Here is a 25509-nt window from a genome sequence, read left to right on the forward strand (position 1 = left end):
AGAGGCTTACCGGGCCGTGTCGCCCGGCAAGCCTCTGGGGAACTGGAAAAAGGAGAATGCATGAACCCCAAAGCCCAAAGTTTCCAGGACTACCTGGACAAGGAAAAACTGAAAGACTTCACCCTGGAGGAAATCTCCGGGGAAGATCTGAAACCTGTGGTGTTCCGGTCCCACCTGGCCCTGAAGGAGGCCCGGCTGCCGGTAGTGGTGGTCTGGGACCTGAGCATCTACGGCATGGTGCGGATCCTGGTGGTCCAGAAGGCCCTGAAAAAGACCAACGAAACCGCCCTGCTGAAGCAGATCGATGAAACCAACCGGAAATACAAGGCCTTCAAGTATTATCTGGATGAGGAAGGGAACCTGGTGCTGGATGCCTGCATCCTGTGCCGGGGACAGAAAGTGGACGGGGAACTGGTCTACATCCTGTTCAACACCCTGGCCCAGCATCTGGAAGAAGCCTACGGACAGTGGATGAAGGTGGTGTGGGGATAAGAGAAGGGGGGGCTGTTGCAAGTGCAACAGCCCCCCCTTCTGGTCACGAGTCGCGAGCCGTGAGTCGCGGGCTTGTTGGTACAGACCGGAAACCCAGTTTTGCAGTTTCCCGTCGATGAAATGTCCAGATTCCCTGATGAAAACAAGGGCGTATCTTGCGTCCAGGGACAGCAATTGTTATAATAATCTTGTTATGCGGTTGTAGCTCAGTTGGATAGAGCATCTGCCTCCTAAGCAGAGGGTCGCGCGTTCGACTCGCGCCAATCGCACCACATGGCAATGAAAAAGGACTGGGAAGGAAATCCTTCACAGTCCTTTTTGTTTTACCGTACTGCCGGTGTGGTCATCTTGTACGGATCCAGCACGGATTCCAGCTGTTTGTCGGACAGGTAGTGGCGCTGTCGGGCCAGTTCCACCACCGGGATGTTCCTGGCCAGGGATTCCTTGGCCAGCTTGGCGGCTTTCACATAGCCGATGTAGGGGCTCAGGGCCGTGACGATGCCGTCGCTTTTCTTCAGCAGGTGCTGGCAGTGTTCCTTGTTGGCAGTGATCCCTTCTACATGGGGACTGCATCCTGGAGCTGGGTCCGGCCCATTTTCAGGATGGAATCGAATTCCACGCCTTTCCGGGCAAAGGCCTCTTTCAGGGAACGGAGACTTTTGTACAGATCTTCCAGCAGGAAGAGTACCGTCAGTTTCCCGGCTGTGGGGATCACGTCGTTGGTGGACTGTCCCCGGTTTACCTCATCGTTGGGATGGATCAGGGAATAATCCCCTTTTTCCCCGCCCAGGATCTCAATGGCGATGTTGGCGATCACCTCATTGGCATTCATGTTGAGAGAGGTGCCGGCGCCTCCCTGGATGGGATCCTGGATGAACTGGTCCAGATATTCTCCTGCCAGGATGCGGTCGCAGGCGGCCTCGATGGCTTTGGCGGATGCAGGCTTCAGGGCACCGGCCCGACCATTGGCCAGGGCGCAGGCTTTCTTGATGTAAGCCAGGCTGCGGATCATGGTCGGATGGGTGGTTTGACCGGTAATGTGGAAATTTTCGAAAGCCCGGAGAGACTGCACCCCATAATAGGCGTCCCGGGGGACGGATTTCGTACCGATGGAATCACTTTCCGAACGTTCGAGTTTTTGCTGACTCATGGCCTTTTTCCTCCTTGATAAATGATTTATGGCCTTATTATAAACCATTTTAACGAACAATTAATAGAAAAAATAAAATAGCGTTCAAACCATTTCGAAACAGTGAAAGCGAAAACCCATTGGATGTTCGAAAAAAAACGAACCGTTTTCATAGAATTATCAGTTTTATCCCTTCCTTTCCGGGCCGGGATACTATATACTAATAGTATTGTACAATTGTACGCATCAGATGGCCTTTCGGCTGCAAGTGATTTAGGGGGAGTTATGAATATTGTGATGGAATTGGCGCTGATCTTCGGCGTCTGTCTGGTCGGCATCGGAATCGCAGAGTTCCTGCCCTTTACGGTGCCTTACAGTGTGCTCAGTCTGCTGGTGCTGACTTTTCTGCTGTACCGGAAGATCCTGAAGCCGGAACAGATTCAGGATGCCGGGGGATTCTTCATCCGGAACATGGGGATCTTCTTTGTGCCGGCAGTGGTGGGGACCCTGGAATATGTGGAGACCTTGAAGAATTACCTGGTTCCCTTCCTGGTGATTACCCTGGTGACCACTCCTCTGGTGTATTTCATTACCGGCTGGAGCGTCCAGCTCTGCCTGAAGCTGTGGAGAAAGAAAGGAACTGCCCATGTTTGATACTTTTACCCGGACCCCGTTCTTTGGTCTGACTCTGATCTTCATCTGCTGGGTGCTGGGGGTCAAATTCCAGAAAAAAACCGGCTGGTTGCTGTGCAACCCGGTGCTGACTTCTGCCCTGATGATCGTGGTGATCCTGACGGTCACTGGTGTCCCTCTGAAACATTTCAATGCGGGGGGATCCATCATCACCATGCTGCTGGGACCGGCCACGGCGGTGCTGGCCCTGAATATTTATCAGCAGCGGAAGGTGCTCCAGGAGAATTTCCTGCCCATCCTGGTGGGATGCACCATCGGCAGTCTGGGGAGCATCATAGCGGCCCTGGCCCTGTGCCATCTGTTCGGGACCAATTCGGTGTTTTCCGCTTCCATGCTGCCCAAAAGCGTCACCACGGCCATTGCCCTGGGGATCTCTGAAAACGGAGGGGGCATTCCCGGCATCACGGCGGGCGCCGTGGTGATCACCGGCATCGAAGGGGCGGTGCTGGCTCCCTTTCTGGGCAAACTGTTCCACATTACGGATCCTGTGGCGGAAGGGGTGGCCATCGGAGCCTGCAGCCATGCGGTGGGGACCAGCAAGGCTCTGGAAATCGGCAAGATCCAGGGAGCCATGAGTTCCATCTCCCTTTGTGTGTGCGGGATCATCACCACAGGGCTGGCGTTGTTTTTTATGTGACGAAAGGGGCTGTGAAAAAATGAGAAATCATTTTTTTCACAGGCCCCTTTTTCTATTGCCAACTCCGAAGATTTTCGATAAAATAAAAATTAATATACACCATCTATGTATAAATTATCGGCTGTGTTGTTTGAGCAGGAAAAGGAGAATCCCATGGAGCAACAACAGGAAAAAATCCGGGAAGCGGTGGAAAGCTTCCGGCAGGATATGCTGGATTTCTGGAAGGATCTGATCAATTTCCAGGCCGGCAGCAAGGAAAAAGACCGGATGGAGACCCTGATGGAAAAGGTGTCCGCCTATCTGGAACGGCAGGGAATGGAAAGTGAACTGGTGGAATCCGGTGCGGCGCCTCTGATCCGGGCCTGGTCCGGAAAGGAACGGGCCGGTCAGCCCATCCTTCTCAGCGGGCACCTGGATACGGTATTCCCCAACGGCAGCTATCCGGCAGATCCCTTCACCATCTGGGAGGGAAAGGCCTATGGCCCCGGTGTCTGCGACATGAAGGGGGGCATCGTCATGGCGGTCTATCTGGCCAGGGTGCTGGAAAAGATCGGCTATGACCGCCATCCCATCAAGCTGCTTTTCGTCCCGGACGAGGAAATCACCCACCAGGGTTCCCGGGCTGCCCAGCTGCTGGCGGAAGAAGCCAGAGGCTGCCTGTGTGCCTTCAACCTGGAAACCGGCCGGATGGACAACTGTCTCACCGTAGGCCGGAAAGGCTGCATGGACGTGTGGATCACCGTCCATGGAAAAGCTGGCCACGTGGGCAACGCCTATACCCGCTCCGCCAATGCCATCGAGGAAATGGCCCACAAGATCATTGCTCTCCGGGCCCTGACGGATCTGGAAAAAGGCCGGATCGTCAGCACGGACATCATTTCCGGAGGCACCGTTTCCAATGCGGTGGCGGACACCTGCCGGATCGAAGTGGACTGCCGGTATGATTACAATGAAGACAAGGAAAAGCTCCAGGAAGCCATCCGGGCCATCTGTGCGGAGACCCATGTGCCCGGGACCCGGACGGAAGTGGAATTCCCGGCCTTCATGCCCGTCTTTGAGCGGACGGAGGGCAATGACCGGCTGCTGGATCTGGTGAACCAGGAGGCCAGGGCTTTCGGAATCCCGGCTTTCGGAGCTGCCCATCCGGGAGGCTGTTCCGATGCCTCTTTCATGGCCCAGGCGGGGATCCCCATCCTGGATTCCGTGGGAGTTCAGGGGGACGGCGCCCATACCCTCCAGGAATATGCCATTGTGGAAACCATGTTTGAACGGACCATGCTGCTGGCTGCGGCCATCTGCCGTCTGTGATCTGCTGTAAAGGGGAGTTGTCATGACTGAAAACAAACAGGACACCGTCCAGAAGCCGGTGAACAAAAAAGTGTCGGTACCCAGTCCGATCATCATTATTTTCTTCATCCTGATCCTCACGGCCATTGCCACCTATCTGATTCCCGCCGGTGCCTTTGAGCGGGTGAAGGATGCAGCCAGCGGCCGGATGGTGGTGGATCCCAACACCTTTCACTTCATCGCCCGGCATCCGGCCGGTTTCTTCGATGTGTTCAAGGCCGTGCCCCGGGGGGTCAAGGGGGCCAGCGGCATTGTGGGCTTCCTGATGATCATCGGCGGGGCCCTGAACGTGATGGCGGAAACCGGCGCCATCAACGGAGCCCTGGGCCATGTGGTGACCAAGGTGAAGGGTCGGGAAATGCTGCTGATCCCGGTGATGCTGACCATTATGACCTGCCTGAGCACTTTTGCCGGCTGCAGCGAAGAATACATTGCCTTTGTGCCCCTCATCATGGCGGTGAGCTATGCGCTGGGGTTTGACTCCATTGTGGCGGTGGCCCTGCCTCTGGCGGCTGTAAGCGGGGGCTACGGCGCCGGGGTGACCAATGCCTTTACCGTAGGGGTGGCCCAGAGCATTTCCGGTCTGCCCATGTTTTCCGGGATTGAGTTCCGGATGGTCATGCTGGCGGTGCTGATTCTCATCAACGTAAGCTATACCATGTGGTATGCCCGGAAAATCAAGAAAAACCCGGAACGGAGCTACATGTATGATTATGACCAGATTTATCGGCCCCAGATGGATCTCAGTGCCTATGAAGGGGAAAATGCCCTGATGACCGGCCGGCAGAAAGTGATCATGGCCGGCTTTGTGGTCACTGTGGCCGCCATCCTGGTGGGAGTCATCAAGTTCGGGTTCTACATGGACGAACTGGCTGCCCTGTTCCTGATGATGGCCGTCTTTGCCGGCATCGTGGGCCGGCTCAGCATCAATACCTTTGCCAACGCCTTCATCGGCGGGGTGAAGAACATGGCCATGCCCTGCATGATGGTTTCCCTGTGCAAAGGGGTAACCCTGCTCATGGGGGACAGCAAGATCCTGGACACCATCATCTATTACCTGGCAGCCGGGCTCAATGTGTTCCCCCACTCCCTGCTGGGCTTCGGCATGTTCATCGTCCAGGATGTGTTCAACCTGGTGGTGCCTTCCGGTTCCGGCCAGGCAGCCATCACCATGCCCATCATGGCGCCTCTGGCGGACCTGGTGGGCCTCACCCGGCAGACTGCGGTACTGGCCTTCCAGATGGGGGATGCCTTCACCAACATGATCACCCCGGCCAGCGGCACCACCATGACCGTGCTCACCGTAGCCGGTGTGCCGCTCCGGCGCTGGTGGAAGTTCGCCTTCCCGCTGTTGGGGCTGGAATGGATCTTTGCCTTTGTGGTGATGTGGTATGCTTCCGCCATCCATTTCGGACCCTTCTGATGGCGTATCAATGTCTTTGAACTGCGGACTCGAAAAAAACTTGTTGACAAATTTTCCTGGAAGCGTATAATAAAGCCCATAACAAAACATCAGACAGTGTTGAATGGGAAAAGTACTTGTCCAGCCTGACATTCCAGAGAACCTGCCGCATGGTGCGAGGCAGGATGTACAGCGGAAAAGGAAAATCACCCAGGAGCTGCCCGCTGAAAGGATGCAAGTAAGTGGGGCCGGCTGACAGCCGTTATCCTGTCCGGCATTGGAAGGAAAATCCGGAGATGCTTGAACAAAGGGGTCGCACAGGCGACAACAAGAGTGGTACCGCAGAGCACAGCGCTTTGTCTCTTAGAGAGGCAAAGCGCTTTTCTTTTTCTCCCAGGGACGCCATCAGCCGTTTGATTTTTGCAGAAAAACTTTTTGGAGGGAATGGACAATGAATCTGTTGACGAAAGTAAGTGGTTTTGTAGGGAAGAATCTGACCTGGCTGGTACTGGCCACCATCGTGGGCGGCTATTTTGTTCCGGGAGCCTTCTCCTGGTCCGTGCACTATACGGTATGGCTCCTGGGAGTGGTGATGTTCGGTATGGGGATGACCCTTCACGTGTCTGACTTCAAACTGGTGCTCCAGCGGCCCAAAGAAGTGCTGGCCGGTACGGTGTGCCATTACACCATCATGCCCCTGGTGGCCTTTGCCCTGACCAAAGTTTTCCACCTGAGCCCGGATCTGGCGGTGGGCATGGTGCTCCTGGGCTCCTGCCCCAGCGGCACGGCCTCCAATGTGATGAGCTTCCTGGCCAAAGGGGATGTGCCCCTGGCCGTATCCGTCACCACCGTTTCCACCCTGCTTGCCCCTGTGATGATGCCCTTCCTGGTGTGGGCCCTGGCCGGTGAATATGTGAACGTTTCCTTCGTTTCCATGGCGCTCACCGTTATGAAAGTGATCCTGGTGCCCCTGGTGCTGGGGCTCCTGGTCCACAAAGTGGTGGGGGAAAAATTCCTGGCCCAGGTCCAGAAAGTCCTGGTGCTGCTCTCCGCTTTTGCGGTCCTGTCCATCCTGGGCGGTGTGGTGGCCGTGAACGGGGCCAAGATCGTGGCCCTGGGAGCCTTTGTGGTGGTGCTGGTGCTGCTCCACAATCTGGCCGGTTTCGGCCTGGGGTACTTTGTTACCGGGAAACTGGGCATGGGCAAACCCCAGCAGCATTCCGTAACCCTGGAAGTGGGGATGCAGAATGATGCCCTGGCCCTGTCCATCTGCGCCGTGTATTTTGCACCGGCGGTGGCCATCCCGGCTGCCGTGGGGGCTGCGGTCCATCAGATCACCGGTTCCTTCCTGGCCGGCCTGTTCGCCCGGAACATGGACCGGTACGAAGCCAGACAGAAAGCCGCCGAAGAAGCATCGGTGGCAGTGGGAGACTGAATGAAAGGGGGGCTGTTGCATGAGCAACAGCCCCTTTCTTTTTTATGCTATAATAATCCCCGTAACAGAAAGGCGGGAATGTTCATGCTGAAAAAAATCATGCTTCTTTGCTGCCTGCTGGGCCTTTTGCTGGGGGCCGGCTGCGGCAAAGAGGCCAACAAAACGGAAGAGGTCCATGTGGCTTCCTACCCGGGCTGGGTGGAAATCAAAGCCGGGGCCCAGGCTTCTTTCTCCGTGCCTCCGGAAATGATCCTCCAGAGCCAGGAAACCCGGGACTCCCTGTTGAAAAATCCGGATCTGGATCCCCTGCTGAAAAAGTGGCTGGAGGCGGACCAGCAAGTGGTGAAGAGCCCTGGCTCCGTGTTCGTCCAGAGCGGAAAGCTGGACCCGGTCCCCTGGAATACCGATGAGCACCTGGTATGGGTAGAGTTCCGGACTGTGGCCAGCCCGGAAAAAATGCCCCGGTACGGACAGAACATCGGACTGAAGGGAAATGAAATCAAAGAGTTCGGGGACATTACCCGGAAGAGCCTGGAAGGCGTCTACCAAAAGCGGATGCCGGAAGGTTATGCCCTGAAATTCAGCAACTGGCAGCCCATGGAAAGCACCATCGTCAACGGAGTGGAAAACCTCCATACCAGTTATGATATGGAAATCCTCCGACAGGGACAGCATCTGATGACCTTCCATGCGGAACGGTGGACGCTGTTCAACTGGGACCGGGTCCATAACCTGACGGTGGTGTGGAACAAGGCGGATGACGGCTACTGGAAAGAAGACAGCCACAAGCTCACCAACATCATCAATACCCTGAAAGTCACGCCCAGCAGGGGGAAGTGAGATTCCCCCTTGCCATCCTCCAATCGGATAAATTATAATGATTTTAAATGATGTGATTTAATTCTGATTTCTTGGAAAAGAGGGGATTTGTATGACGGAAATCCGTGATATTGGTTTTATCGGTACGGGCATCATGGGGAAATCCATGTTGCGGAATCTGCAAAAGGCCGGTTATGTCATGCACTGCTATGCCCGGCATCCGGAAAAGGTGGCGGACCTGAAAGAGAAAGGCGTGGCCGTCCATGATTCCATTGCCGGTCTGGCCAAAACCTGCCAGTGCGTGATCACCATTGTGGGTTTTCCCCGGGATGTGGAGGAAGTCTATTTTGCTCCCGGTGCTCTGATGGAAAGCGCTGTGCCGGGAAGTTACCTGATTGACATGACCACTACCAGCCCCACCCTGGCCCGGAAACTGTATGAAGAAGGGACGAAACGGGGCTTCCATGTGATGGATGCACCGGTGACCGGCGGGGATACCGGGGCACGGAACGGGACTCTGTCCATCCTGGCGGGAGGTGACCGGGAAGATTTCGACACCCTCCAGCCGGTGTTCCAGGGGATGGGCACCAACATCAACTATATGGGGGAAGCCGGCATGGGGCAGCACGCCAAGATGGCCAACCAGATTATGATCGCCGGGGCCCTGTCCGGGGTCTGTGAAGCCCTGCGCTATGCCCAGGCCAACGGTCTGGACCTGGAGATCCTGCTGAAGGCTGTATCCACCGGAGCCGCCGGCAGCGCCCAGCTGAACGCTTTCGGGCCCAAGATCATCCAGGGAGACTATGCCCCCGGATTCTTCCTGAAGCATTTCATCAAGGATATGGGGCTGGCGGAAGAAGAAGCGGAGAAAAAGGATCTGTCCCTTCCGGTACTCCATCAGGTGCTGAAGGAATACCGGGAACTGGCCAAGGAAGGAAAAGGGGATCTGGGGACCCAGGCCCTGTTCACCTATTATGAAAAAAAGTAATGGATAAAAACTGATTTTTGACGTTTTTCCGGACTGTTCCGGATATACTGGAGAAAATCATCCCTGACAGGCATCAGGGCATCCAAAATTATCGGAATAGAGAAAATCATCAGGAAAGGATGGGATCGTATGGGTAGAAAGAAATGGCTGGCCGCAGCAGCGGCTCTCCTGGCCTGTGGGACACTCCTGCTGACCGGCTGCGGCGGAGGAGACAAAAAAGCGGCCGACGGGAAAAAGGGTGTTTCCGGGAATGTGATGGTCTATACTTCCATGTATCCGGATATCGTCAATTCCATGTGTAAACCCAAAGTCCAGAAGGCCTTCCCGGACCTGAAAGTCAGCTGGTTCCAGGGCGGGACGGAAAAAATCAAGACCAAGATCGCCGGCGAAGTGAAAGCCAACAAAATCAGCGACGATGTGCTGATGGTGGCGGATCCTTCCTACTACATTTATCTGAAGAACAAGGGGCTGCTGCTGGATTACAAATCTCCGGAAACCAAACATCACATCATGGAAGTGGACAAGGACGGAGCCTGGGCGGCGGTCCGGGTCTGCAACATGATCATCGCCTACAACAAAGACAAACTGAAACCGGAAGACGTGCCCACCAGCTGGCAGGATCTGACCAATCCCAAGTACAAGGGCCGGATCGCCATGCCCAACCCGCTGCTGTCCGGGACCGCCTATGTGGCTGTGGGCTCCCTGGCGGACAAGTTCGGCTGGGAATACTTTGATGCCCTGAAGGCCAACGGTCTCCGGGTGGAAGAAGGCAACAGCGCCATCCAGAACAAACTGCTCACCGGGGAATACATGGCGGCCATCATCCTGGAAGAAAATATCCTGAAGCTCCAGCAGACCAAGAAGGAGCCCCTGGAAGTGGTTTATCCCAAGGAAGGCTGCATCCTGATCTCTTCTCCCATCGGCATCTTCAAGGCCACCAAGAATCCGGAAGGAGCCAAGGCCCTGACCGACTGGTGGCTGAGCAAGGAAGGCCAGGCGGCGGTGACTGCCGGCTGGATGCATTCTGTGCGGGATGATGTGGAAAAACCCAAAGGGGCCAAATACAGCCTGAAGGAACTGCTGAAGAATGCCCTGAAAGTGGACTGGGAAAAACTGACCCGGGATGAATCCAAGATCAAAGAAGAATTCCGGTCCAGAGTCATGGATGCCTGATCCGGCTCTGTAAAGGAACAGGATGCCCATAATGCCTGGAGACAGAAGGGAGCCGGGGACTGGAATCCAGCCCTGGCTCCCTTTCTGCCTCACTGTATCCAAAGGAGTCTATGGTGAAAAAATGGAATTTGCCTCGCATCGACAGTAAGTCTGCGGTCATTGCCCTTACCGTCCTGGCGCTGCTGTACTTCATCGTGCTGCCTCTGGCAGTGCTGATCTGGGACAGCGTGATGGTGGACGGAACCTTTGACCTGAGCAGTTATGCAGCAGTGTACAGCCAGAAGGTGAACCTGAAAGCCCTGCGGAACACCGTGGAGATTTCCCTGCTGGTAATGCTGCTCAGTGTGCTGGTCACCTTTCCCCTGGCCTGGCTCATCGGCCGGACGGATCTGCCGGGACGGAAAAAGTTCCGGACCATCCTGGTGGCCAGCTACATGATCCCTCCCTATGTGGGGGCCATTGCCTGGACCCAGCTGCTGAATCCGGATGTGGGATATCTGAATCAGCTGCTGAAAACCCTGTTTTCCCTGTCCCAGGCACCGTTCAACATCTATACCCGGGGCGGGATGATCTGGGTCCTGACCTTATTCTATTCTCCCTTTGCCTTCATCACCATTTCCCGGGCCATGGAAAAGATGGATCCCACCCTGGAGGAGGCCTCCCGGATCGCCGGTGCGTCTCCCCTCAAAGCCCTGTGGGATGTGACCCTGCCCCTGATGGCTCCCAGTATCCTGGCCGGGGGACTGCTGGTGTTCATCGGATCCGGATCCTGTTTCGGGATCCCGGCCATTGTGGGGATGCCCGGAAATATCGAAGTGCTCACCACCCGGATCGTGTCCTTTGTCTATATGGGGGATGACCAGGGAATCCGGAATGCCACCACCCTGGCGGTTTCCCTGATGTTCCTGGCCAACGGGCTGCTGTTCTTCATGAGCTGGCTCATGGGCCGGAAGGACTACACCACCATCAGCGGGAAAAGCACCCGTCCGGTGCTGGTGGAACTGGGCCGGTGGAAAGGGCTGGCCACCTTCTTTGTGGGCCTGTATGCCTTCCTGGCAGTGATCCTGCCCCTGGGGTCCATTGTGATGACCTCTTTCATGGTCAGTATGTCCAAGGGCATCCGGCTGGACAATTTCGGCATCGATGCCTGGATCCCGGTGCTGGAGAACAGCCAGTATCTGGACTGCATCTGGCGGTCCCTGGGCTATGCCTTCCTTTCCGCCTGTATCGGTACGGTACTGGCCCTGTTCGTGGCCTATCTGTCCGTCAAGACCCGGGTGCCGGGCCGGTCCCTGCCGGATATCCTGGTGATGGTGGGGGGCAGTACCCCCAGCGTGGTCATCGCCCTGGCCCTGATCATCTTCTTTTCCGGCAACTACGGGCTGAACCTGTATTCCAGCATGTGGATCCTGATCGTCAGCTATCTGGTGAAATACATGACCATGAGTGTCCGGACCATCGCCGCCTCCCTGAGCCAGGTCTCCAGCAGCCTGGAAGAAGCCGGGCTCAATGCCGGGGCCGACTGGCTGCGGATCTGCAAGGACATCATCATGCCCCTGATCGCTCCCTCCATTGTGGCCGGCTGGTTCCTGATCTTCATGCCCAGCTTCTATGAACTGACCATGTCCAACCTGCTGTACGGCAGTGATACCCAGACCATCGGGGTGCTGCTGTACGAACTCCAGACCTATGCGGATACCCAGAACGCCTCGGTGCTGTCCGTAATCATCCTGGTGATCGTCATGGTGGGGAACCTGATCCTGAACAAAGTGTCCAAGGGCAATATTGCCATTTAATGAGGAGGTTCATTGTGTCTCAAGTCAAATTGGAACATCTGTACAAACGGTTCGGCAGCGTTACGGCCGTGGGGGATTTCAATCTGGATGTGGCGGACGGGGAATTCATTTCCTTCCTGGGGCCATCCGGCTGCGGGAAATCCACCACCCTGCGGATGATTGCCGGCTTTGAACGGCCTACGGAAGGAAATATCCTGCTGGGGGATACGGTGGTGAGCAGTGCGGAATCCCATGTGTTCGTGCCTCCGGAAAAACGGAACATCGGCATGGTGTTCCAGTCCTATGCGGTATGGCCCCATATGACGGTGGGGGAAAACGTAGCCTATCCCCTGAAGATCCAGAAAGTCTCCAGAGAGGAACGGAAGAAACGGGTGGAAGAAGCCCTGGAAATGGTCCATCTGGAACGGTACGGAGAACGGTATCCCAGCCAGCTTTCCGGGGGACAGCAGCAGCGGGTGGCACTGGCCCGGGCCCTGATCGCCCAGCCGGGGCTCCTGCTGCTGGACGAACCGTTGTCCAACCTGGATGCCAAGCTCCGGGAAAGCATGCGGTTCGAGATTTCTTCCCTCCAGAAACGGCTGGGGATCACCGTGATCTACGTGACCCATGACCAGTCGGAAGCCATGACCATGAGCGACCGGATCGTGGTGATGAACGCCGGGGTGGTTCAGCAGGTGGGACGGCCCTATGATGTCTACACCCATCCGGTGAACAAAATGGTGGCGGATTTCATCGGCCTGGTGAATTTCCTGCCGGCGGAAGTCCGGGGGGACCGGGTCTTTGTCCAGGGCACTCAGGTCTCCTTCCCCAACAAGGAGAATCTGGCCCAGGGCCCGGCAGTGATCGGGGTACGGCCGGAAAACCTGACCCTGTCCAAAACCGGAGGCATGCTCCAGGGCACGGTGAAGCACCGGTTCTACATGGGAGATGCGGTGGATTACCGGATCCAGGTGGGGGGCCAGGTGCTCCGGGTCATGACCCATGGCAGCAGCTACCACCAGTGGGCGGATGGAGAGCCCATCTATCTGGACCTGGCGGATGTGATCCTGCTGGACAATGAGAAGAGCAATTATGTGATTACGTGAAAGAAGAGCTGTTGCATGGGCAACCGCCCTGTCAACGTTCGGATGATAAATTTGCAAAATTTGATTTCCCATGGCTGTTGACAGTTGACAAAAAGCAAAGGGCTGCCCATGCAGCACCCCTTTTTCCATGGTATAATAACCCTGATAGTATTCTCAAGGAGGTCTTTCCCATGAACAGACAGATTGCAACCCCCAAGGCTCCCGGAGCCATCGGACCCTATTCCCAGGCCATCGAGGCTTCCGGCAAGACGGTGTACGTATCCGGTCAGATTCCCATCGATCCGGCCACCGGTGAATTTGCCGGCACGGATATCGTGACCCAGACCCGCCAGTCCCTGACCAATGTGAAGAACATCCTGGAAGCCGCCGGCTATACCCTGGATGATGTGGTGAAGACCACGGTGCTCCTCAGCGATATTGCGGACTTCGGTCCCATGAATGAAGTGTACGGCACTTTCTTCACCGGCGTGTGCCCGGCCCGGGCCTGTTTCCAGGTGGCCGCCCTGCCCAAAGGGGCCCTGGTGGAAATCGAAGCGTTTGCATGCAAGTGATAAAGGGGTCTGTTGCTATGGGCAACAGACCCGTCAACGGTCAGCTGACAGCTGACTGTTGACCGCTGACAGAAAAAGGAGCTGTGAAGAAATGCGGATTTATTTCTTCACAGCTCCTTTTTTACTCTTCCACCAGCATACTCTTCCGTTCCAGCCGGGTTACGGTTTCTGCCAGGCCCTGGCGGAGCACCGGATAGGTCAGGGCACGGAGCCGGTCCACCGGGCCGGAAATGGACAGAACGAAGATATTGTCTTTCAGACGGAGGGGCATGGCGATGGCGGCCACCCCCTGGTCCACTTCCCCTTCTGAAATACAGTACCCGTCCTGGCGGATTTTCAGCAGCTGGTTCTTCAGGATCCGCTGCCGGGTCCGGTCCGGTTCCAGTTCCTGGAGCAGCTGCTCCCGCAGGGGTTCCGGCTGGGCGGCCAGCAGGGTCTTGCCGGAGGCCCCGCTCTGAAGAGGGACGATGTAGCCCCGCTCTCCGGCCACTCCCAGCCGGTGCCGGCTTTTGGCCAGGTCCGCACAGATGCCCGTATGGCCCAGGAGCACGGACAGGACCACTGTTTCATTGAATTTTTCTGCCAGCCGGTGCATCTCTTCCGAAAGGAGATCCCGGGAGGTGTTGTGGACGGAAACCGCGGAAGCCACCAGCAGGATCCCGGTACCCAGGTAGTATTTTCCGGTTTTGGCGGACTGCTCCATCCAGCCGGCCTGCTGGAGGGTGCGCAGGATCCGGTAGACAGTGGTTTTGTGGAGTCCCAGGGCCTTGCTGATTTCCGTCAGGCTCAGGGATTCCCGGCGCTGGGCCGCATACAGTTCCAGGATCCGGATGGCATGGAGGACGGAATGGACGGCCGGGGTGGTTTCGGCCATGGACAGGACCTCACTTTCCTTGATTTGTTCCCATTATACGGAGAGAAAAGGAAGACCGTCAAGGTAATTTGTTTCACTATAGTGTCCATATTTCGAAATAGTGTCCGATTTCGTTGACTTCCCTCAGGGGTCTTCCTATAATGGACCCATAAGCGGAAACGCAGCAATCAGAAAGAAGAGGAGAACGCACATGGATAACTTCAGTCTGCAGAAACCTTTGAATATGGCCCCTACGGGCATTGCAACCTTCGCCAAAACGGATCTGGCTCCGGATATCTACAACCTGAACGCGGATATTGCGGTGCTGGGCGCACCTTTCGACCTGGCCATCCAGGGCCGTACCGGCTGCCGGCTGGGGCCCCGGGGCATCCGTCTGGGCTCCACCCGGTTCACCTACAAAAAAGGCGGAACCTACGATTCGGAACGGAAAGAATTCTACATGGATACGGATAAATGGAAAGTGGTGGACTGCGGGGATGCGGACTACATTCCCGGGGATCTGACCGGCACCATGGCCAACCTGCGGGAGGCGGTACGGATTATCCAGAGCCAGGGCACCATGCCCGTGGTCCTGGGGGGCGACTGTGCCGTGGACTTCCCGGTACTCCAGGGGCTGGAAGGCATCGGGAATTTTGACATCATCCACATCGATGCCCATCTGGACTGGACCAAACCTCTGGACGGACAGAAATATTTCAACGGATCTCCCATGCGGAATGCGGCGGCTCTGCCCTATGTGGGCCGGATCCTCCATCTGGGGATCCGGGGCATCGGCAGCAGCGGTCCGGAAGATTTCGCCGAAGCCCGGGAACACGGGGACGGGATCTATTCCGTCCGGGATGTACGGAAAAAGGGGATCGAAGCCATCCTGGAGGAATTCAAACCGGCGGAAAAAGCCGTCCTGTGCTTTGACATCGATGCCATGGATGCGGTCTATGCCCCGGCTACCGGATCCCCCATGTTCGGCGGCTTCAACTATGATGATGCGGTGGATATCCTGGAAGCCATTGCCCGGCATACGGAACTGGCCGGGATGGTGCTGACGGAAGTGGCTCCTCCCTTCGATGATGTGGGGGGGACCACCGGGTATCTGGCCGCCCGGCTGATTTCCGACATGCTGGGCTTTGCCACCAAAGCCCGGGAAAAGAAAAAGGGCTGAGCCATGACGGGCCTGCAGAAAAGACGGCCCGGCCAGTGGATCACCATGATCGGGTTCTGTGTGGCCATGGAGGTGATCCTGGCCCGGTTCCTGTCCCTCCATACCTGGAATTTGAAAATCGGCTTCAGCTTCCTGCCGGTGGTGGCGGCGGCCCTGTGGGGCGGTCCCCTGGCCGGGGGCATCACCGGTGCCCTGGGGGATCTGATCGGGGCCCTGCTGTTCCCGGTGGGGGCCTATTTCCCCGGGTTCACCCTGTCCAGTTTCCTGGATGGGGCGATTTACGGCTGGTGCTTCCGCAAAGGCACCGGAAAACGGCAGATCCTCCTGGCGGTTCTTCTGGTCCAGGTGGCCATCAGCCTGCTGCTGAACACCTTCTGGCTGACCGTGCTGTTCCAGGTTTCCCTGGAAAGCCTGCTGACCCTGCGGCTGTTCCAGTGTGCCGCAGGGATTGTCATCAAATTCCTGCTGCTGAGCCTGGTGCTGCCGGTGCTCCGGAAAAATCTGGTCCCGCTGGGAAAATAAATAAAGGGGTGTGAAAAAAATCCTCCCGGTCTTTCCTTTTTATCTCAAGATCAATTTGTAAAATTGATTTCCATCGGCCGCTGACCGCTGACAGCTGACAAAAAACAGGTGCTGCACGTTCTGTGCAGCACCTGTTTTTTACAATACATATTCCAGCAAGGCAAATACGCCACCGCCGGCCAGTACCGCCACTCCCAGGGATTTGGTCTTCAGCACCAGGGGAGTGATCAGCAGGGTGGTCAGCAGGGGAATGTTGTGGAGGGACAGGTTCAGATGACCTTCCGTGAGGAAAATATCCGGAAATACCAGGGCACCGAAAATCGCCGGCGGGACGAAATTCAGCCACACCTTGAACCATTGGGGAATGGGATGTTTCCGTATGATGGCCATGGGGATCACCCGGGGCAGAAAGCCCGTCAGGGCCATGATCAAGACAACAGTCAGAATGTAGGTCTGGTTCATAGGGGTCATACGTCGCTTCCTCCTTCCTCCATGGTTCCATAGACTTCCTCATCATCGGTTTCTGACAGTTTTTCCCCCTCTTCCGAAGGACTGGCTCCTTTTCCCCCATGCTTCATGTACAACCAGGCAGCGATTCCGGAGGGAATCAGGGAAGCCAGGACAATGTGGAGCTTGTAAGGCACCACCTGGGACAGCAGGACGGCCAGGACACCGGCAGCAAGGCCGGTGATGATCATGGTCCGGTTCTTCAGGTAGTTGGACCAGATCCCCAGGAACATGGCCGTCAGGATGTAGGACACCAGGGACAGATCCAGGTGGACCAGCCGGGAGGCGTAGCAACCGAAGGCGTTGGCGATGGCCCATACCACCATGCTCAGGAGATCCAGGCCCAGGGCTTCCTCGTGGGTCCAGTGTTCTTCTTCATCCTGGAAGGAGGACAGATTCAGGGCAAAGGTCTCATCGGTGGTGCCGTAGGAAAAGAGGGTGGTGTACAGGCCGGATTTCCTGGCAACCAGAGGGGCCAGGGTGGACGTGAACAGGGAGTATCGCAGGTTCACCATCAGGATGGTCAGGGCGATGGAGATATAGGAAGCGCTCTGGAGCATCATGGCAATCCCGATGAACTGGGAACTGCCGGCAAAGGCCAGGACGCTCATGATGAACATATGGAACGGATTCAGACCGGCTTTTTCGCCCAACATGCCGCAGGCCATGCCCAGGACCCAGTAGCCCAGGATGATGGGAGCATCTTTCTGCAGTACACGCCGTGTAATATAGCCCATAAAAGACCCCTCTTTCTTTGTATATTGGATACAGAATTCTTTGTCCCATATTATATACCACTTTACAAATTTTTACTATAGAAAGGGAGATATGGTATAATGAACATATGTCGCAATATTGCAGGCACTTTTTGTTACGAAAAGCGTCAAAAAAAACAAGCTGTCATTCGGGAGTGATAATTATGGCTGAAATCAGACCTTTTGCTGCCCTGCGTCCGGTTCCGGAGCTGGTCAGTCAGATCGCTGAATTACCTTATGATGTAATGAGCACCCAGGAAGCACGGGATATCCTGAAGAAGGATCCCCTGAGTTTCGTCCGGGTCAGCCGGGCGGAAGCGGATCTGCCGGAAGGCATTGCAGAATCGGATCCCCGGGTTTATGCCAAAGCCCGGGAAAACCTGGAGGACTACATGGCCAAGGGCCAGATGAGACAGGATCCCCAGCCCTGCTACTACATCTACCGGCAGCAGATGGGGGCCTACATCCAGATCGGTCTGGTGGCTGCCGCATCCCTGAAGGAATACAAGGAAGGCATCATCAAACGCCATGAACTGACCCGCCAGGTGAAGGAAACGGACCGGGTGAACCACATTATGGCCACCAAAGCCCAGACGGGGCCGGTGTTCCTGGCGTATCGGAGCAAGGGCCTGCTGACGGCTTTCCTGCTGGAATACATGGGCAGCCATACTCCGGCGTACAATTTTGTAGGGGATGACAAGATCCGCCATACCCTGTATGTGATCAGCGAACCCCTGAAGGTAAAGGAAGTGACCCGGCTGTTCCAGCAGGTGCCGGAACTGTACATTGCCGATGGCCATCACCGTTGTGCCGCAGCCCTGCGGGTGGCGGAAGAACTGGCCAAGCGGCCCAACCAGACCGGGAAGGAAGAATACAACTATGTGCTGTCCGTGATCTTCCCTTCCAACATGCTCCACATCCTGCCCTACAACCGGATTGTCCGGGATCTGGGGGAACTGAGCGAAGAAAAATTCTTGGAAATGGTCCAGGAGAACTTCCTGCTGGAAAAGGACGACCGGCCAGTGGAGCCCCAGGCTCCCCACACCTTTGGCATGTACATCAGCGGCCAGTGGTACCGTCTCACGGCCAAGCCGGATACCTATCCCACCGATGATCCCATCCATTCCCTGGATGTGAGCATCCTTCAGGACAACCTGCTGGCACCGGTGCTGGGCATCGACGATCCCCGGACGGATCCCCGGATCGATTTCGTAGGCGGCGTACGGGGGCTGAGCGCCCTGGAAGATGCCGTGGATGGGGAAGACGCCACCGTGGCCTTCTCCCTGTATCCCACGTCCATGGATCAGCTGATGACTGTGGCGGACAAGGGGCTGGTGATGCCGCCCAAATCCACCTGGTTCGAACCGAAACTGCGGGATGCACTGACGGTACATATGATAGGAGATGAACAAGATGGGAAGAATCTTTAATTTTGGAGCAGGGCCGTCCATGATGCCCCTGCCGGTACTGGAACAGGCCCAGCGGGAACTGCTGGATTACAAGGGAAGCGGCATGTCCATGCTGGAAATCAGCCACCGGAGCCCCCTGTTTGAGGAAGTGAACGACCAGGCCCAGGCCCATATCAAGGAACTGCTGGGCATGGATGACAGCTGGGCGGTGATGTTCATGGGCGGCGGGGCCACCCTGCAGTTTTCCATGATTCCCATGAACTTCCTGACTCCCGGGAAAACCGCAGCCTATGCCATTACCAGCACCTTCTCGGAAAAGGCCATCAAGGAAGCCCAAAAAGTGGGGAATGCAGTGGAAATCTACAGCAGCAAGGCCACCGGCCTGGACCGGGTACCCCGGCCGGAAGAACTGGTGCTCCCGGACAACTGCGCCTATCTCCATCTCACTGGCAACTGCACTGCAGAAGGCCTGGAATACTTTGAATATCCCGATACGGGGGATGTGCCCCTGATCGTGGACATGTCTTCGGATATCCTGAGCCGTCCCATCCCCCTGGACAAATTCTCCCTGATCTATAATGGCGCCCAGAAAAATATCGGGCCCGCCGGGGTGACGGTGGTCATGGCCAAAAAGGATTTCCTGAAAGGCCGGGATCCCCAGCTGCCCATTATGATGAACTATGAAACCTATGCGGACCACGATTCCACCTACAACACCCCGCCGGTGTTCGGCATCTATCTGGTGGATCTCATGTCCCAGTGGCTGCTGGACCAGGGGGGCCTGGAAAAAGTGGAACAGCGGAACATCGCCAAGGCCAAAATGGTCTACGATGTGCTGGATGCCCATCCGGATTTCTACAAAGGCCACGCCCAGAAGGACAGCCGTTCTCTCATGAATGTGACCTTCAATCTGCCCACCAAAGACATGGAAGCCCAATTTGTGGAAGAAAGCAAAGCCCAGGGTCTGGCGGGACTGAAAGGCCACCGGGCTGTGGGCGGCATCCGGGCTTCCATTTACAATGCCATGCCGCTGGAAGGGGTCCAGGCACTGGTGGACTTTATGGAAGACTTCTGGAAGAAGAATCGGTAAGGACGTGAAAAAATGTTTATTTCCCTGACAGAGGGAATTCTGACCATCCGGGCGGACGGCATCTGTACCACCGCCCTGGCGGCCGTGATGCTGCTGTTGGGGGTGTGGCTGAAGGCCCACAGCCGGCTGCTGCGGAAGTACTGTCTTCCGGCACCGGTGGTAGGGGGCACCCTGGCCATGCTCCTGGTGTTCCTGGGCCATGAAACCGGGCTGTTCCAGATCGAATTCGATACCCAGTTCCAGATCCCCTTTATGATTTCTTTCTTTACGGCCGTGGGGCTGGGGGCCAAACTGTCCGCTTTCAGCAAGGGGGTCAACAAGGGCGGAAAACTGCTGTTGATCTACTGGCTGATTACCGCCTTCATTTCCCTGTGCCAGAACCTGATCGGGCTCCTGGTGGGCCATCTGATCGGACTGGAACCGGCCTATGCCCTGCTGTCCTCGGCCATTTCCATGGTGGGGGGCCACGGGGCGGCCGGGGCTTACGGCAGTACCTTTCTGAAGATGGGCTATCCGGCCAGTATGGAAGTGGGAGCTTCCGCCGCCACCTTCGGGCTGATTGCCGCCGTCATGAGCGGAGGGCCCATGGGCCGCTTCCTTATTGAAAAATACCATCTCCGTCCTGAGGCAGAGAAAGAGGCACCGGAAGTGCCGGAAAAACCCAAGGATACGGACCTGACCTATCAGCAGCTGGCCAAGCTGGATATCCTGATCAATGTGTCAGCCATCCTGATCTGCATGGGATTGGGGGTCTGGCTGGCTCAGGGAGTGGGAAGCCTGCTGAACATGACCTTTCCCAGTTATGTATGTGCCATGTTTGTGGGGGTACTGGTCCGGAACCTGAATGAGCAGTTCCATTTTTACCAGTTCAGCGAATCCCTGGTGGGGTCCTTTGGGGAAATCATGCTGAATCTGTATCTGGCCATTGTGCTCATGTCCCTGAAACTGTGGGAAATGGCCGGGATCCTCAGCGGAGTCATGCTCATAGTACTGGCCCATGTGGCATTCATGCTGCTCATGTGCTATTTTGTGGTGTTCCGGGTGCTGGGAAGCAATTACGATGCGGCAGTGATGTGCGCCGGGCTCTGCGGCCATGGACTGGGGGCGGTTCCCTCTGCCATGGTGAACATGACGGTTCTGGCGGACCAGTACGGCGTCAGCCGGAAAGCCTTTTTGATTGTGCCGGTGGTAGGGTCCTGTCTGGCCGATCTGGCCTATCAGCCCCATACCCTGCTGCTGATCAAGCTGTTTGTGGAGAATCTGAATTAGGGGGGTGTGAAAAAATGCTTTTTCACACCCCGTCACTAGTCACTAGTCTCTAGTCACTAGCCGATGGAAGCCAGCTGACGCAAGCGAAATAAAGGCGCTGTGGATGATTTTTTCACAGCGCCCTTAATTCACAATTAATTTGACCTTTTGACATTGACAGGGTTACAAAAATCGGATACCATGCAGGAAAGAGAAGAAAATTTTAACGGTTCTTTACAAGGAGGAATAGACTCATGAAAAAAAGTCTGGTTGTTTTCTTTGCGGTGGTCCTGCTGCTGGCGGGCTGGATCTTCGGGTCCTACAACGGGGTGGTCACCGCCAACGAAAATGTCAACGGCAAATGGAGCCAGGTGGAAACCCAGCTCCAGCGGCGGAGTGATCTGATCCCCAATCTGGTGAATACGGTGAAGGGTTATTCCGCCCATGAAAGCCAGGTGTTCACCGATGTGGCCAATGCCCGGGCCAGGCTGGCCGGTGCCCGGAACGTAACGGAAGCAGCCCAGGCCAACGGGGAACTGAGCGGTGCATTGAGCCGTCTCCTGGCCATTTCGGAAAATTATCCCCAGCTGAAAGCCAACACCAACTTCATCCAGCTTCAGGATGAACTGGCAGGTACGGAAAACCGGCTGGCCGTGGCCCGGAAGGACTACAACGATGCGGCCCAGGCCTACAACGCCAAGATCAAAAGCTTTCCCACGGTGCTGGTGGCCCGGATGATGGGCTTCCAGGAACGGAGCTATTTCAAGGCGGATCCCCAGGCCCAGAAGGCTCCCCAGGTGAAGTTTTAACCGGACGGACTGCAGGAAAGGAGGAGGTCTATGAAACGGCTGCTGCTGTTCCTGGTGCTGGTCTGCCAGATGGTCTTTGCTCCCCTCCAGGCAGGCGCGGCGGCCCAGGTTCCGCCCCGGCCCACGGCCAGCATCTATGTCCAGGACCAGGCGGGGGTCCTGTCCCGGAACACCCGGGACACCATCAGTGCCTACAGTACGGCGCTGGCCCGGAAGACCAAGGCCCAGATCGTGGTGCTGACGGTGCCCAGCCTCCGGGGACAGTCCCTGGAGGACTATTCCCTGACGGTGCTCCGCCAGTGGGGAATCGGGGACAAAGAGAAAAACAACGGGGTCCTGCTGCTGGTGGCGGTCCAGGACCGGAAAAGCCGGATCGAAGTGGGGTATGGCCTGGAAGGGGCTCTGCCCGACGGACTCACCGGCCGGATCCAGGATCAGGCCATGTTGCCCTATTTCCGGCAGGGAGATTATGACCGGGGTATCCTGAATGCCTACTCGGCCATTCTCCAGACGGTGCTGAAAGAGTACAACCTGACCCCCCAGGATCTGCCGGTGCAGAAGGCACTGCCGGCCAAACAGGGAGATACGGTGACCATATCACCCCTGATGGCGGGGATCGGGCTCCTGGGGATCCTGATCCTGTTTCTCCTGGACCGGGTGCTTTTGGGAGGTGCCCTGTTCCGGTTCCTCTTCTATCTGTTCTTCTTCCGGGGCGGCGGCCGTGGAGGCGGTTTCGGAGGAGGGGGCTTCGGCGGCGGAAGCTACGGCGGAGGCTCCGGAGGCGGGGGAGGCTCCAGCAGGAGCTGGTAAAGGGGGTGAAAAATTCACTCCGGTCGCGGGTCGCGAGTCTTGAGTCGCGGGCTTGTTGGTACAGCCCGAAGATTTGCTTTTCCATATTCATTCGATTTTCTCATGTCATTTTATAGAAAAAGAACAAACGGTTTGAACGTCCAGGCTCGCGACCCGCGACCTGCGACAAAAAGGCGCTGTGAAAAAATCATTCACAGCGCCTTAAATTTGCCAGCGTAAGCTGGCTTCCATCGGCTAGAAACTAGTGACTAGAGACTAGTGACGGGGATGTGAAAATCATTTTTTCACATCCCCTTTTTTACAATCAGAACCGGAAATCCCGTTCCCCTCCATCGATTTTCTGGAGATAGGCTTCGCAGGTGGCTCTTACCTGCGGGTTGGGGATGTGGTTCAGTTCCTTTTTGATGGCTTCCATGCCTTTCTGCCGGGTTTCCGGAGAGGCGTAGTCGTCCAGGTATTCCCGGAGGGTCAGCAGGGCATTGGGCTGGCAGCAGTTGGAGATCTCTCCCGTCTTGGCCAGGCTCATGAACCGGTCCCCGGTGCGGCCGGCCCGGTAGCAGGCGGTGCAGAAGCTGGGGATGTATCCATCGGTGAGGAGCCAGTTGATCACCTGGTCCAGGGTCCGGTTGTCGCTGACTTCAAACTGGGCGGAATCTTCTTCTTCCTCTTCCGCATAGCCCCCCACGCTGGTCCGGGACGCACCGCTGATCTGGGAAACACCCACTTCCAGCACGGCCTTCCGGGTGGCGGCGGATTCCCGGGTGGAGATGATGATCCCGGTGTAGGGAACGGTGATCCGCAGGATGGCCACGATCTTCTTGAACATGGCATCGGAAATGGCATTGGGGAAGGACTGGACGGAAATGTCGTCGGCAGGGCGGATCCGGGGCACGCTGATGGTGTGGGGCCCTACGCCGAACATGGTTTCCAGGTGTTCCTTGTGCATCAGGATGCCGGCAAAGTCATACCGGTACATATTGAGGCCGAACAGCACGCCCACGCCCACGTCGTCGATGCCTCCTTCCATGGCCCGGTCCATGGCTTCCGTATGATAGGCATAGTCATGTTTGGGACCGGTGGGATGGAGCTTTTCGTAGTTTTCCTTGTGGTAGGTTTCCTGGAACAGGATGTAGGTACCGATGCCGGCTTCCTTCAGTTTCCGGTAGTTTTCCACGGTGGTGGCGGCGATGTTCACGTTCACCCGGCGGATGGCGCCATTTTTGTGTTTGATGCTGTAGATGGTATGGATGCATTCCAGGATATAGTCAATGGGGTTGTTCACCGGATCTTCCCCGGCTTCCAGGGCCAGCCGCTTGTGGCCCATGTCCTGGAGGGCGATGACTTCTTTCCGGATTTCGTCCTGGGTGAGCTTCTTCCGGGCAATGTGCTTGTTCTTCATGTGGTAGGGGCAGTACACACAGCCGTTGACGCAGTAGTTGGACAGGTACAGAGGGGCAAAGAGCACGATCCGCTGGCCGTAGATCTTGTCCTTGATTTCCCGGGCCAGGTCATAGATCCCTTCCAGGATGGAGGGGTCTTCACAGGCCAGGAGCACGGAGGCTTCCCGGTGGGTGAGCCCTTTCAGGGTCCGGGCTTTTTCCAGAAGGCTCCGGCAGTAGTCCGGATCTTTGCTCCGCTCGTCCGCAAAGGCCAGGGTATCCAGGATTTCCTGATGGTTGATGAATTCCTCCGCTTTCGGAGACGCAGGATTGTACGGTATGGTCATTTTTTTCCTCCCCTTCGCTCCCTCTGAAATAAAAAAGAGGAGCCCGGCCTGAAAAAAGGCCCAGCTCCCCCTGTGATTCGTTCCTGTACTGCCTTAGTACTCGGATCACCTTGTACGCAGGGAGCAGATTATGGATATTGTAACGTATGAAACAGGAAAAAGCAAGAAAAACAATGATCCCAGGAGCCAGCTTACTGCTCCTGGGATCATTCTCTGTATTCAGTTGTCAATGGTTCCTGGTCTTTCTCACTCAATTGTATTTTGGACTCACCCCAATAATCATTTCTGTTCGTACTTACACGATCCTGTATTTTGGACTCACCCCAAAAGCCAATTGGCTTACTTGAATTTCAGTTCCTGATAACCGATCAACGCAGTTGCCGGGTTCAAAAGAGCAGTCCCGGTAAGGGTTGCAGTTTCGAAAGTGGCTTTGTAAATCACAAACGGTGTACCGCTTTTATCGTCTGTATATTTCGTGACCACAATATTCTTGGCATCCGGATAGTCTGCCAATATGGTTCCTTTTACATCAGCTTCCGTTTTGCTTACCGTAACGGATCCGGGATAGTTGGACGTCTTGATGACGGCACTCTGTACCTTGCTGGTGGCCCGGTCCACAACGATTTCGTACCGCTGCAGGGTATCGGGAACCAGGTACTCCAGATCAAACTTTGCATCATCCGTCTTCGCACTTGTCAGCACCGCTTCAGGCGGTACGACCTTCGCTGCAGCATCAATCGCAGCCTGTTTGCTGGCAATGGTACTTTTCACAGCTGGTGCAGCCATTACGGGAGCAACCATACCAAAAGAGGAAGCAACAACCAATCCGGCAACGATTGCTTTCGCGATCTTATTCTGATGGCCCATTGGAAACCCCTCCTGTCTTTCGGAACTTCCAACCTACACTGTCTTTGGTTGGATTTCCTTTCTTGGCTTTATCATAGCATGTTTTCTGAAATATGCAAGAAAAATCAGAAAGCAGCAAAAAACGTTACAGTTTCTGTATCAAATGGTACGGCACAAAAAAAGAAGCTGTTGCATCTGCAACAGCTT

At 56.2% G+C, this 25509-nt stretch carries 25 protein-coding genes, 1 tRNA gene, 1 pseudogene and 1 other annotated feature; of the genes and pseudogenes, 20 read left to right on the forward strand and 7 right to left on the reverse strand.

Annotation, left to right across the window (positions count from 1 at the left end; all coding sequences use genetic code 11):
- The first annotated feature begins 60 nt into the window (after positions 1-60).
- Positions 61-492, forward strand: coding sequence for a hypothetical protein (locus tag ACFER_RS01065; RefSeq protein WP_012937600.1), 432 nt, complete (start codon positions 61-63; stop codon positions 490-492).
- A 195-nt stretch (positions 493-687) separates the two neighbouring features.
- A tRNA-Arg gene (locus ACFER_RS01070) sits at positions 688-764 on the forward strand.
- Positions 765-815: 51 nt separating this feature from the next.
- Here the strand turns inward: ACFER_RS01070 and ACFER_RS11930 are convergent.
- Both ACFER_RS11930 and ACFER_RS01075 read right to left on the reverse strand, forming a co-directional pair.
- Positions 816-1106: a hypothetical protein gene (locus tag ACFER_RS11930; protein ID WP_336433153.1), complete on the reverse strand. Its 291-nt coding sequence runs from the start codon at positions 1104-1106 to the stop codon at positions 816-818.
- Positions 1052-1642: pseudogene (locus ACFER_RS01075) on the reverse strand (lyase family protein); the annotation flags it as partial. The gene ACFER_RS11930 and the pseudogene ACFER_RS01075, both read right to left, overlap by 55 nt.
- Before the next feature lie 264 nt (positions 1643-1906).
- Between ACFER_RS01075 and ACFER_RS01080 the strand changes: the two are divergent.
- The 11 genes from ACFER_RS01080 to ACFER_RS01130 all read left to right on the forward strand — a co-directional run bounded on the left by ACFER_RS01080 (position 1907) and on the right by ACFER_RS01130 (position 13547).
- Positions 1907-2275, forward strand: coding sequence for a CidA/LrgA family protein (locus ACFER_RS01080; RefSeq protein ID WP_012937602.1), 369 nt, complete (start codon positions 1907-1909; stop codon positions 2273-2275).
- Complete coding sequence (locus ACFER_RS01085) at positions 2268-2951, forward strand: LrgB family protein (RefSeq protein ID WP_012937603.1); 684 nt, start codon at positions 2268-2270, stop codon at positions 2949-2951. The genes ACFER_RS01080 and ACFER_RS01085 overlap by 8 nt, the downstream gene beginning before the upstream one ends.
- A gap of 153 nt (positions 2952-3104) precedes the next feature.
- Positions 3105-4259 (forward strand): M20 family metallopeptidase, encoded by a 1155-nt coding sequence (locus ACFER_RS01090; protein ID WP_012937604.1) that lies wholly within the window; start codon positions 3105-3107, stop codon positions 4257-4259.
- Between the two features lie 22 nt (positions 4260-4281).
- A complete protein-coding gene (locus tag ACFER_RS01095) occupies positions 4282-5721 on the forward strand; it encodes a YfcC family protein (RefSeq protein WP_012937605.1) in 1440 nt (479 codons plus the stop codon).
- Between the two features lie 90 nt (positions 5722-5811).
- Positions 5812-6067: a binding site (T-box leader), on the forward strand.
- Positions 6068-6151: 84 nt separating this feature from the next.
- Positions 6152-7135, forward strand: a complete 984-nt coding sequence (locus tag ACFER_RS01100) for a bile acid:sodium symporter family protein (protein ID WP_012937606.1) — start codon at positions 6152-6154, stop codon at positions 7133-7135.
- An 84-nt stretch (positions 7136-7219) separates the two neighbouring features.
- A complete protein-coding gene (locus ACFER_RS01105; RefSeq protein ID WP_148213896.1) occupies positions 7220-7975 on the forward strand; it encodes a hypothetical protein in 756 nt (251 codons plus the stop codon).
- Positions 7976-8066: 91 nt separating this feature from the next.
- Positions 8067-8942, forward strand: a complete 876-nt coding sequence (locus tag ACFER_RS01110) for an NAD(P)-dependent oxidoreductase (RefSeq protein WP_012937608.1) — start codon at positions 8067-8069, stop codon at positions 8940-8942.
- A 129-nt stretch (positions 8943-9071) separates the two neighbouring features.
- Complete coding sequence (locus ACFER_RS01115) at positions 9072-10115, forward strand: ABC transporter substrate-binding protein (RefSeq protein WP_012937609.1); 1044 nt, start codon at positions 9072-9074, stop codon at positions 10113-10115.
- Between the two features lie 110 nt (positions 10116-10225).
- A complete protein-coding gene (locus tag ACFER_RS01120; protein WP_041666071.1) occupies positions 10226-11911 on the forward strand; it encodes an ABC transporter permease in 1686 nt (561 codons plus the stop codon).
- Between the two features lie 14 nt (positions 11912-11925).
- The gene (locus tag ACFER_RS01125) at positions 11926-12996 is read left to right on the forward strand and encodes an ABC transporter ATP-binding protein (RefSeq protein WP_012937611.1); all 1071 of its coding nucleotides are present in this window, start codon (positions 11926-11928) and stop codon (positions 12994-12996) included.
- 170 nt (positions 12997-13166) lie between these two features.
- A complete protein-coding gene (locus tag ACFER_RS01130) occupies positions 13167-13547 on the forward strand; it encodes a RidA family protein (protein WP_012937612.1) in 381 nt (126 codons plus the stop codon).
- Between the two features lie 121 nt (positions 13548-13668).
- Here the strand turns inward: ACFER_RS01130 and ACFER_RS01135 are convergent, their stop codons facing one another.
- Positions 13669-14421: an IclR family transcriptional regulator gene (locus ACFER_RS01135; RefSeq protein WP_012937613.1), complete on the reverse strand. Its 753-nt coding sequence runs from the start codon at positions 14419-14421 to the stop codon at positions 13669-13671.
- A 190-nt stretch (positions 14422-14611) separates the two neighbouring features.
- Between ACFER_RS01135 and ACFER_RS01140 the strand changes: the two genes are divergently transcribed.
- Positions 14612-15580, forward strand: coding sequence for an agmatinase (locus ACFER_RS01140; RefSeq protein ID WP_012937614.1), 969 nt, complete (start codon positions 14612-14614; stop codon positions 15578-15580).
- Positions 15581-15583: 3 nt separating this feature from the next.
- Complete coding sequence (locus ACFER_RS01145) at positions 15584-16102, forward strand: folate family ECF transporter S component (protein ID WP_012937615.1); 519 nt, start codon at positions 15584-15586, stop codon at positions 16100-16102.
- 138 nt (positions 16103-16240) lie between these two features.
- Here ACFER_RS01145 and ACFER_RS01150 read toward each other — a convergent pair whose 3' ends face one another.
- Positions 16241-16573 carry an AzlD domain-containing protein gene (locus tag ACFER_RS01150; RefSeq protein WP_012937616.1) on the reverse strand — a complete coding sequence of 111 codons (333 nt, stop codon included), beginning with the start codon at positions 16571-16573 and terminating at the stop codon, positions 16241-16243.
- A complete protein-coding gene (locus ACFER_RS01155; protein WP_012937617.1) occupies positions 16570-17346 on the reverse strand; it encodes an AzlC family ABC transporter permease in 777 nt (258 codons plus the stop codon). The genes ACFER_RS01150 and ACFER_RS01155 overlap by 4 nt, the downstream gene beginning before the upstream one ends.
- 182 nt (positions 17347-17528) lie before the next feature.
- Between ACFER_RS01155 and ACFER_RS01160 the strand changes: the two genes are divergently transcribed.
- The 5 genes from ACFER_RS01160 (at position 17529) to ACFER_RS01180 (ending at position 22730) form a co-directional block, all read left to right on the forward strand.
- The gene (locus ACFER_RS01160) at positions 17529-18794 is read left to right on the forward strand and encodes a DUF1015 domain-containing protein (protein WP_012937618.1); all 1266 of its coding nucleotides are present in this window, start codon (positions 17529-17531) and stop codon (positions 18792-18794) included.
- Positions 18778-19863 (forward strand): 3-phosphoserine/phosphohydroxythreonine transaminase, encoded by a 1086-nt coding sequence (gene serC, locus ACFER_RS01165; protein ID WP_012937619.1) that lies wholly within the window; start codon positions 18778-18780, stop codon positions 19861-19863. The genes ACFER_RS01160 and serC overlap by 17 nt, the downstream gene beginning before the upstream one ends.
- 12 nt (positions 19864-19875) lie before the next feature.
- Positions 19876-21132, forward strand: a complete 1257-nt coding sequence (locus ACFER_RS01170) for a sodium/glutamate symporter (protein ID WP_012937620.1) — start codon at positions 19876-19878, stop codon at positions 21130-21132.
- 233 nt (positions 21133-21365) lie between these two features.
- Entirely contained in the window at positions 21366-21920 is a 555-nt protein-coding gene (locus ACFER_RS01175) for a LemA family protein (RefSeq protein WP_012937621.1), read from the forward strand.
- 30 nt (positions 21921-21950) lie between these two features.
- A complete protein-coding gene (locus tag ACFER_RS01180) occupies positions 21951-22730 on the forward strand; it encodes a TPM domain-containing protein (protein WP_012937622.1) in 780 nt (259 codons plus the stop codon).
- Positions 22731-23034: 304 nt separating this feature from the next.
- On the opposite strand, the gene hydG is transcribed toward ACFER_RS01180, so the two are convergent.
- Both hydG and ACFER_RS01190 read right to left on the reverse strand, forming a co-directional pair.
- Entirely contained in the window at positions 23035-24456 is a 1422-nt protein-coding gene (hydG, locus tag ACFER_RS01185) for a [FeFe] hydrogenase H-cluster radical SAM maturase HydG (protein ID WP_012937623.1), read from the reverse strand.
- 339 nt (positions 24457-24795) lie between these two features.
- A complete protein-coding gene (locus ACFER_RS01190; RefSeq protein ID WP_012937624.1) occupies positions 24796-25323 on the reverse strand; it encodes a hypothetical protein in 528 nt (175 codons plus the stop codon).
- Positions 25324-25509 lie beyond the last annotated feature (186 nt).

Source organism: Acidaminococcus fermentans DSM 20731 (genome assembly GCF_000025305.1).
In the GTDB taxonomy this organism is placed as follows: Bacteria; Bacillota; Negativicutes; order Acidaminococcales; family Acidaminococcaceae; genus Acidaminococcus; species Acidaminococcus fermentans.

Excerpts from the sequence above, each read along its gene's own strand:
- ACFER_RS01065 (WP_012937600.1), top strand. The coding sequence starts at position 61 with ATGAACCCCAAAGCCCAAAGTTTCCAGGACTACCTGGACAAGGAAAAA.
- ACFER_RS01080 (WP_012937602.1), top strand. The coding sequence starts at position 1,907 with ATGAATATTGTGATGGAATTGGCGCTGATCTTCGGCGTCTGTCTGGTC.
- ACFER_RS01085 (WP_012937603.1), top strand. The coding sequence starts at position 2,268 with ATGTTTGATACTTTTACCCGGACCCCGTTCTTTGGTCTGACTCTGATC.
- ACFER_RS01090 (WP_012937604.1), top strand. The coding sequence starts at position 3,105 with ATGGAGCAACAACAGGAAAAAATCCGGGAAGCGGTGGAAAGCTTCCGG.
- ACFER_RS01095 (WP_012937605.1), top strand. The coding sequence starts at position 4,282 with ATGACTGAAAACAAACAGGACACCGTCCAGAAGCCGGTGAACAAAAAA.
- ACFER_RS01100 (WP_012937606.1), top strand. The coding sequence starts at position 6,152 with ATGAATCTGTTGACGAAAGTAAGTGGTTTTGTAGGGAAGAATCTGACC.
- ACFER_RS01105 (WP_148213896.1), top strand. The coding sequence starts at position 7,220 with ATGCTGAAAAAAATCATGCTTCTTTGCTGCCTGCTGGGCCTTTTGCTG.
- ACFER_RS01110 (WP_012937608.1), top strand. The coding sequence starts at position 8,067 with ATGACGGAAATCCGTGATATTGGTTTTATCGGTACGGGCATCATGGGG.
- ACFER_RS01115 (WP_012937609.1), top strand. The coding sequence starts at position 9,072 with ATGGGTAGAAAGAAATGGCTGGCCGCAGCAGCGGCTCTCCTGGCCTGT.
- ACFER_RS01120 (WP_041666071.1), top strand. The coding sequence starts at position 10,226 with ATGGTGAAAAAATGGAATTTGCCTCGCATCGACAGTAAGTCTGCGGTC.
- ACFER_RS01130 (WP_012937612.1), top strand. The coding sequence starts at position 13,167 with ATGAACAGACAGATTGCAACCCCCAAGGCTCCCGGAGCCATCGGACCC.
- ACFER_RS01135 (WP_012937613.1), bottom strand. The coding sequence starts at position 14,421 with ATGGCCGAAACCACCCCGGCCGTCCATTCCGTCCTCCATGCCATCCGG.
- ACFER_RS01140 (WP_012937614.1), top strand. The coding sequence starts at position 14,612 with ATGGATAACTTCAGTCTGCAGAAACCTTTGAATATGGCCCCTACGGGC.
- ACFER_RS01145 (WP_012937615.1), top strand. The coding sequence starts at position 15,584 with ATGACGGGCCTGCAGAAAAGACGGCCCGGCCAGTGGATCACCATGATC.
- ACFER_RS01150 (WP_012937616.1), bottom strand. The coding sequence starts at position 16,573 with ATGACCCCTATGAACCAGACCTACATTCTGACTGTTGTCTTGATCATG.
- ACFER_RS01155 (WP_012937617.1), bottom strand. The coding sequence starts at position 17,346 with ATGGGCTATATTACACGGCGTGTACTGCAGAAAGATGCTCCCATCATC.
- ACFER_RS01160 (WP_012937618.1), top strand. The coding sequence starts at position 17,529 with ATGGCTGAAATCAGACCTTTTGCTGCCCTGCGTCCGGTTCCGGAGCTG.
- serC (WP_012937619.1), top strand. The coding sequence starts at position 18,778 with ATGGGAAGAATCTTTAATTTTGGAGCAGGGCCGTCCATGATGCCCCTG.
- ACFER_RS01170 (WP_012937620.1), top strand. The coding sequence starts at position 19,876 with ATGTTTATTTCCCTGACAGAGGGAATTCTGACCATCCGGGCGGACGGC.
- ACFER_RS01175 (WP_012937621.1), top strand. The coding sequence starts at position 21,366 with ATGAAAAAAAGTCTGGTTGTTTTCTTTGCGGTGGTCCTGCTGCTGGCG.
- ACFER_RS01180 (WP_012937622.1), top strand. The coding sequence starts at position 21,951 with ATGAAACGGCTGCTGCTGTTCCTGGTGCTGGTCTGCCAGATGGTCTTT.
- hydG (WP_012937623.1), bottom strand. The coding sequence starts at position 24,456 with ATGACCATACCGTACAATCCTGCGTCTCCGAAAGCGGAGGAATTCATC.
- ACFER_RS01190 (WP_012937624.1), bottom strand. The coding sequence starts at position 25,323 with ATGGGCCATCAGAATAAGATCGCGAAAGCAATCGTTGCCGGATTGGTT.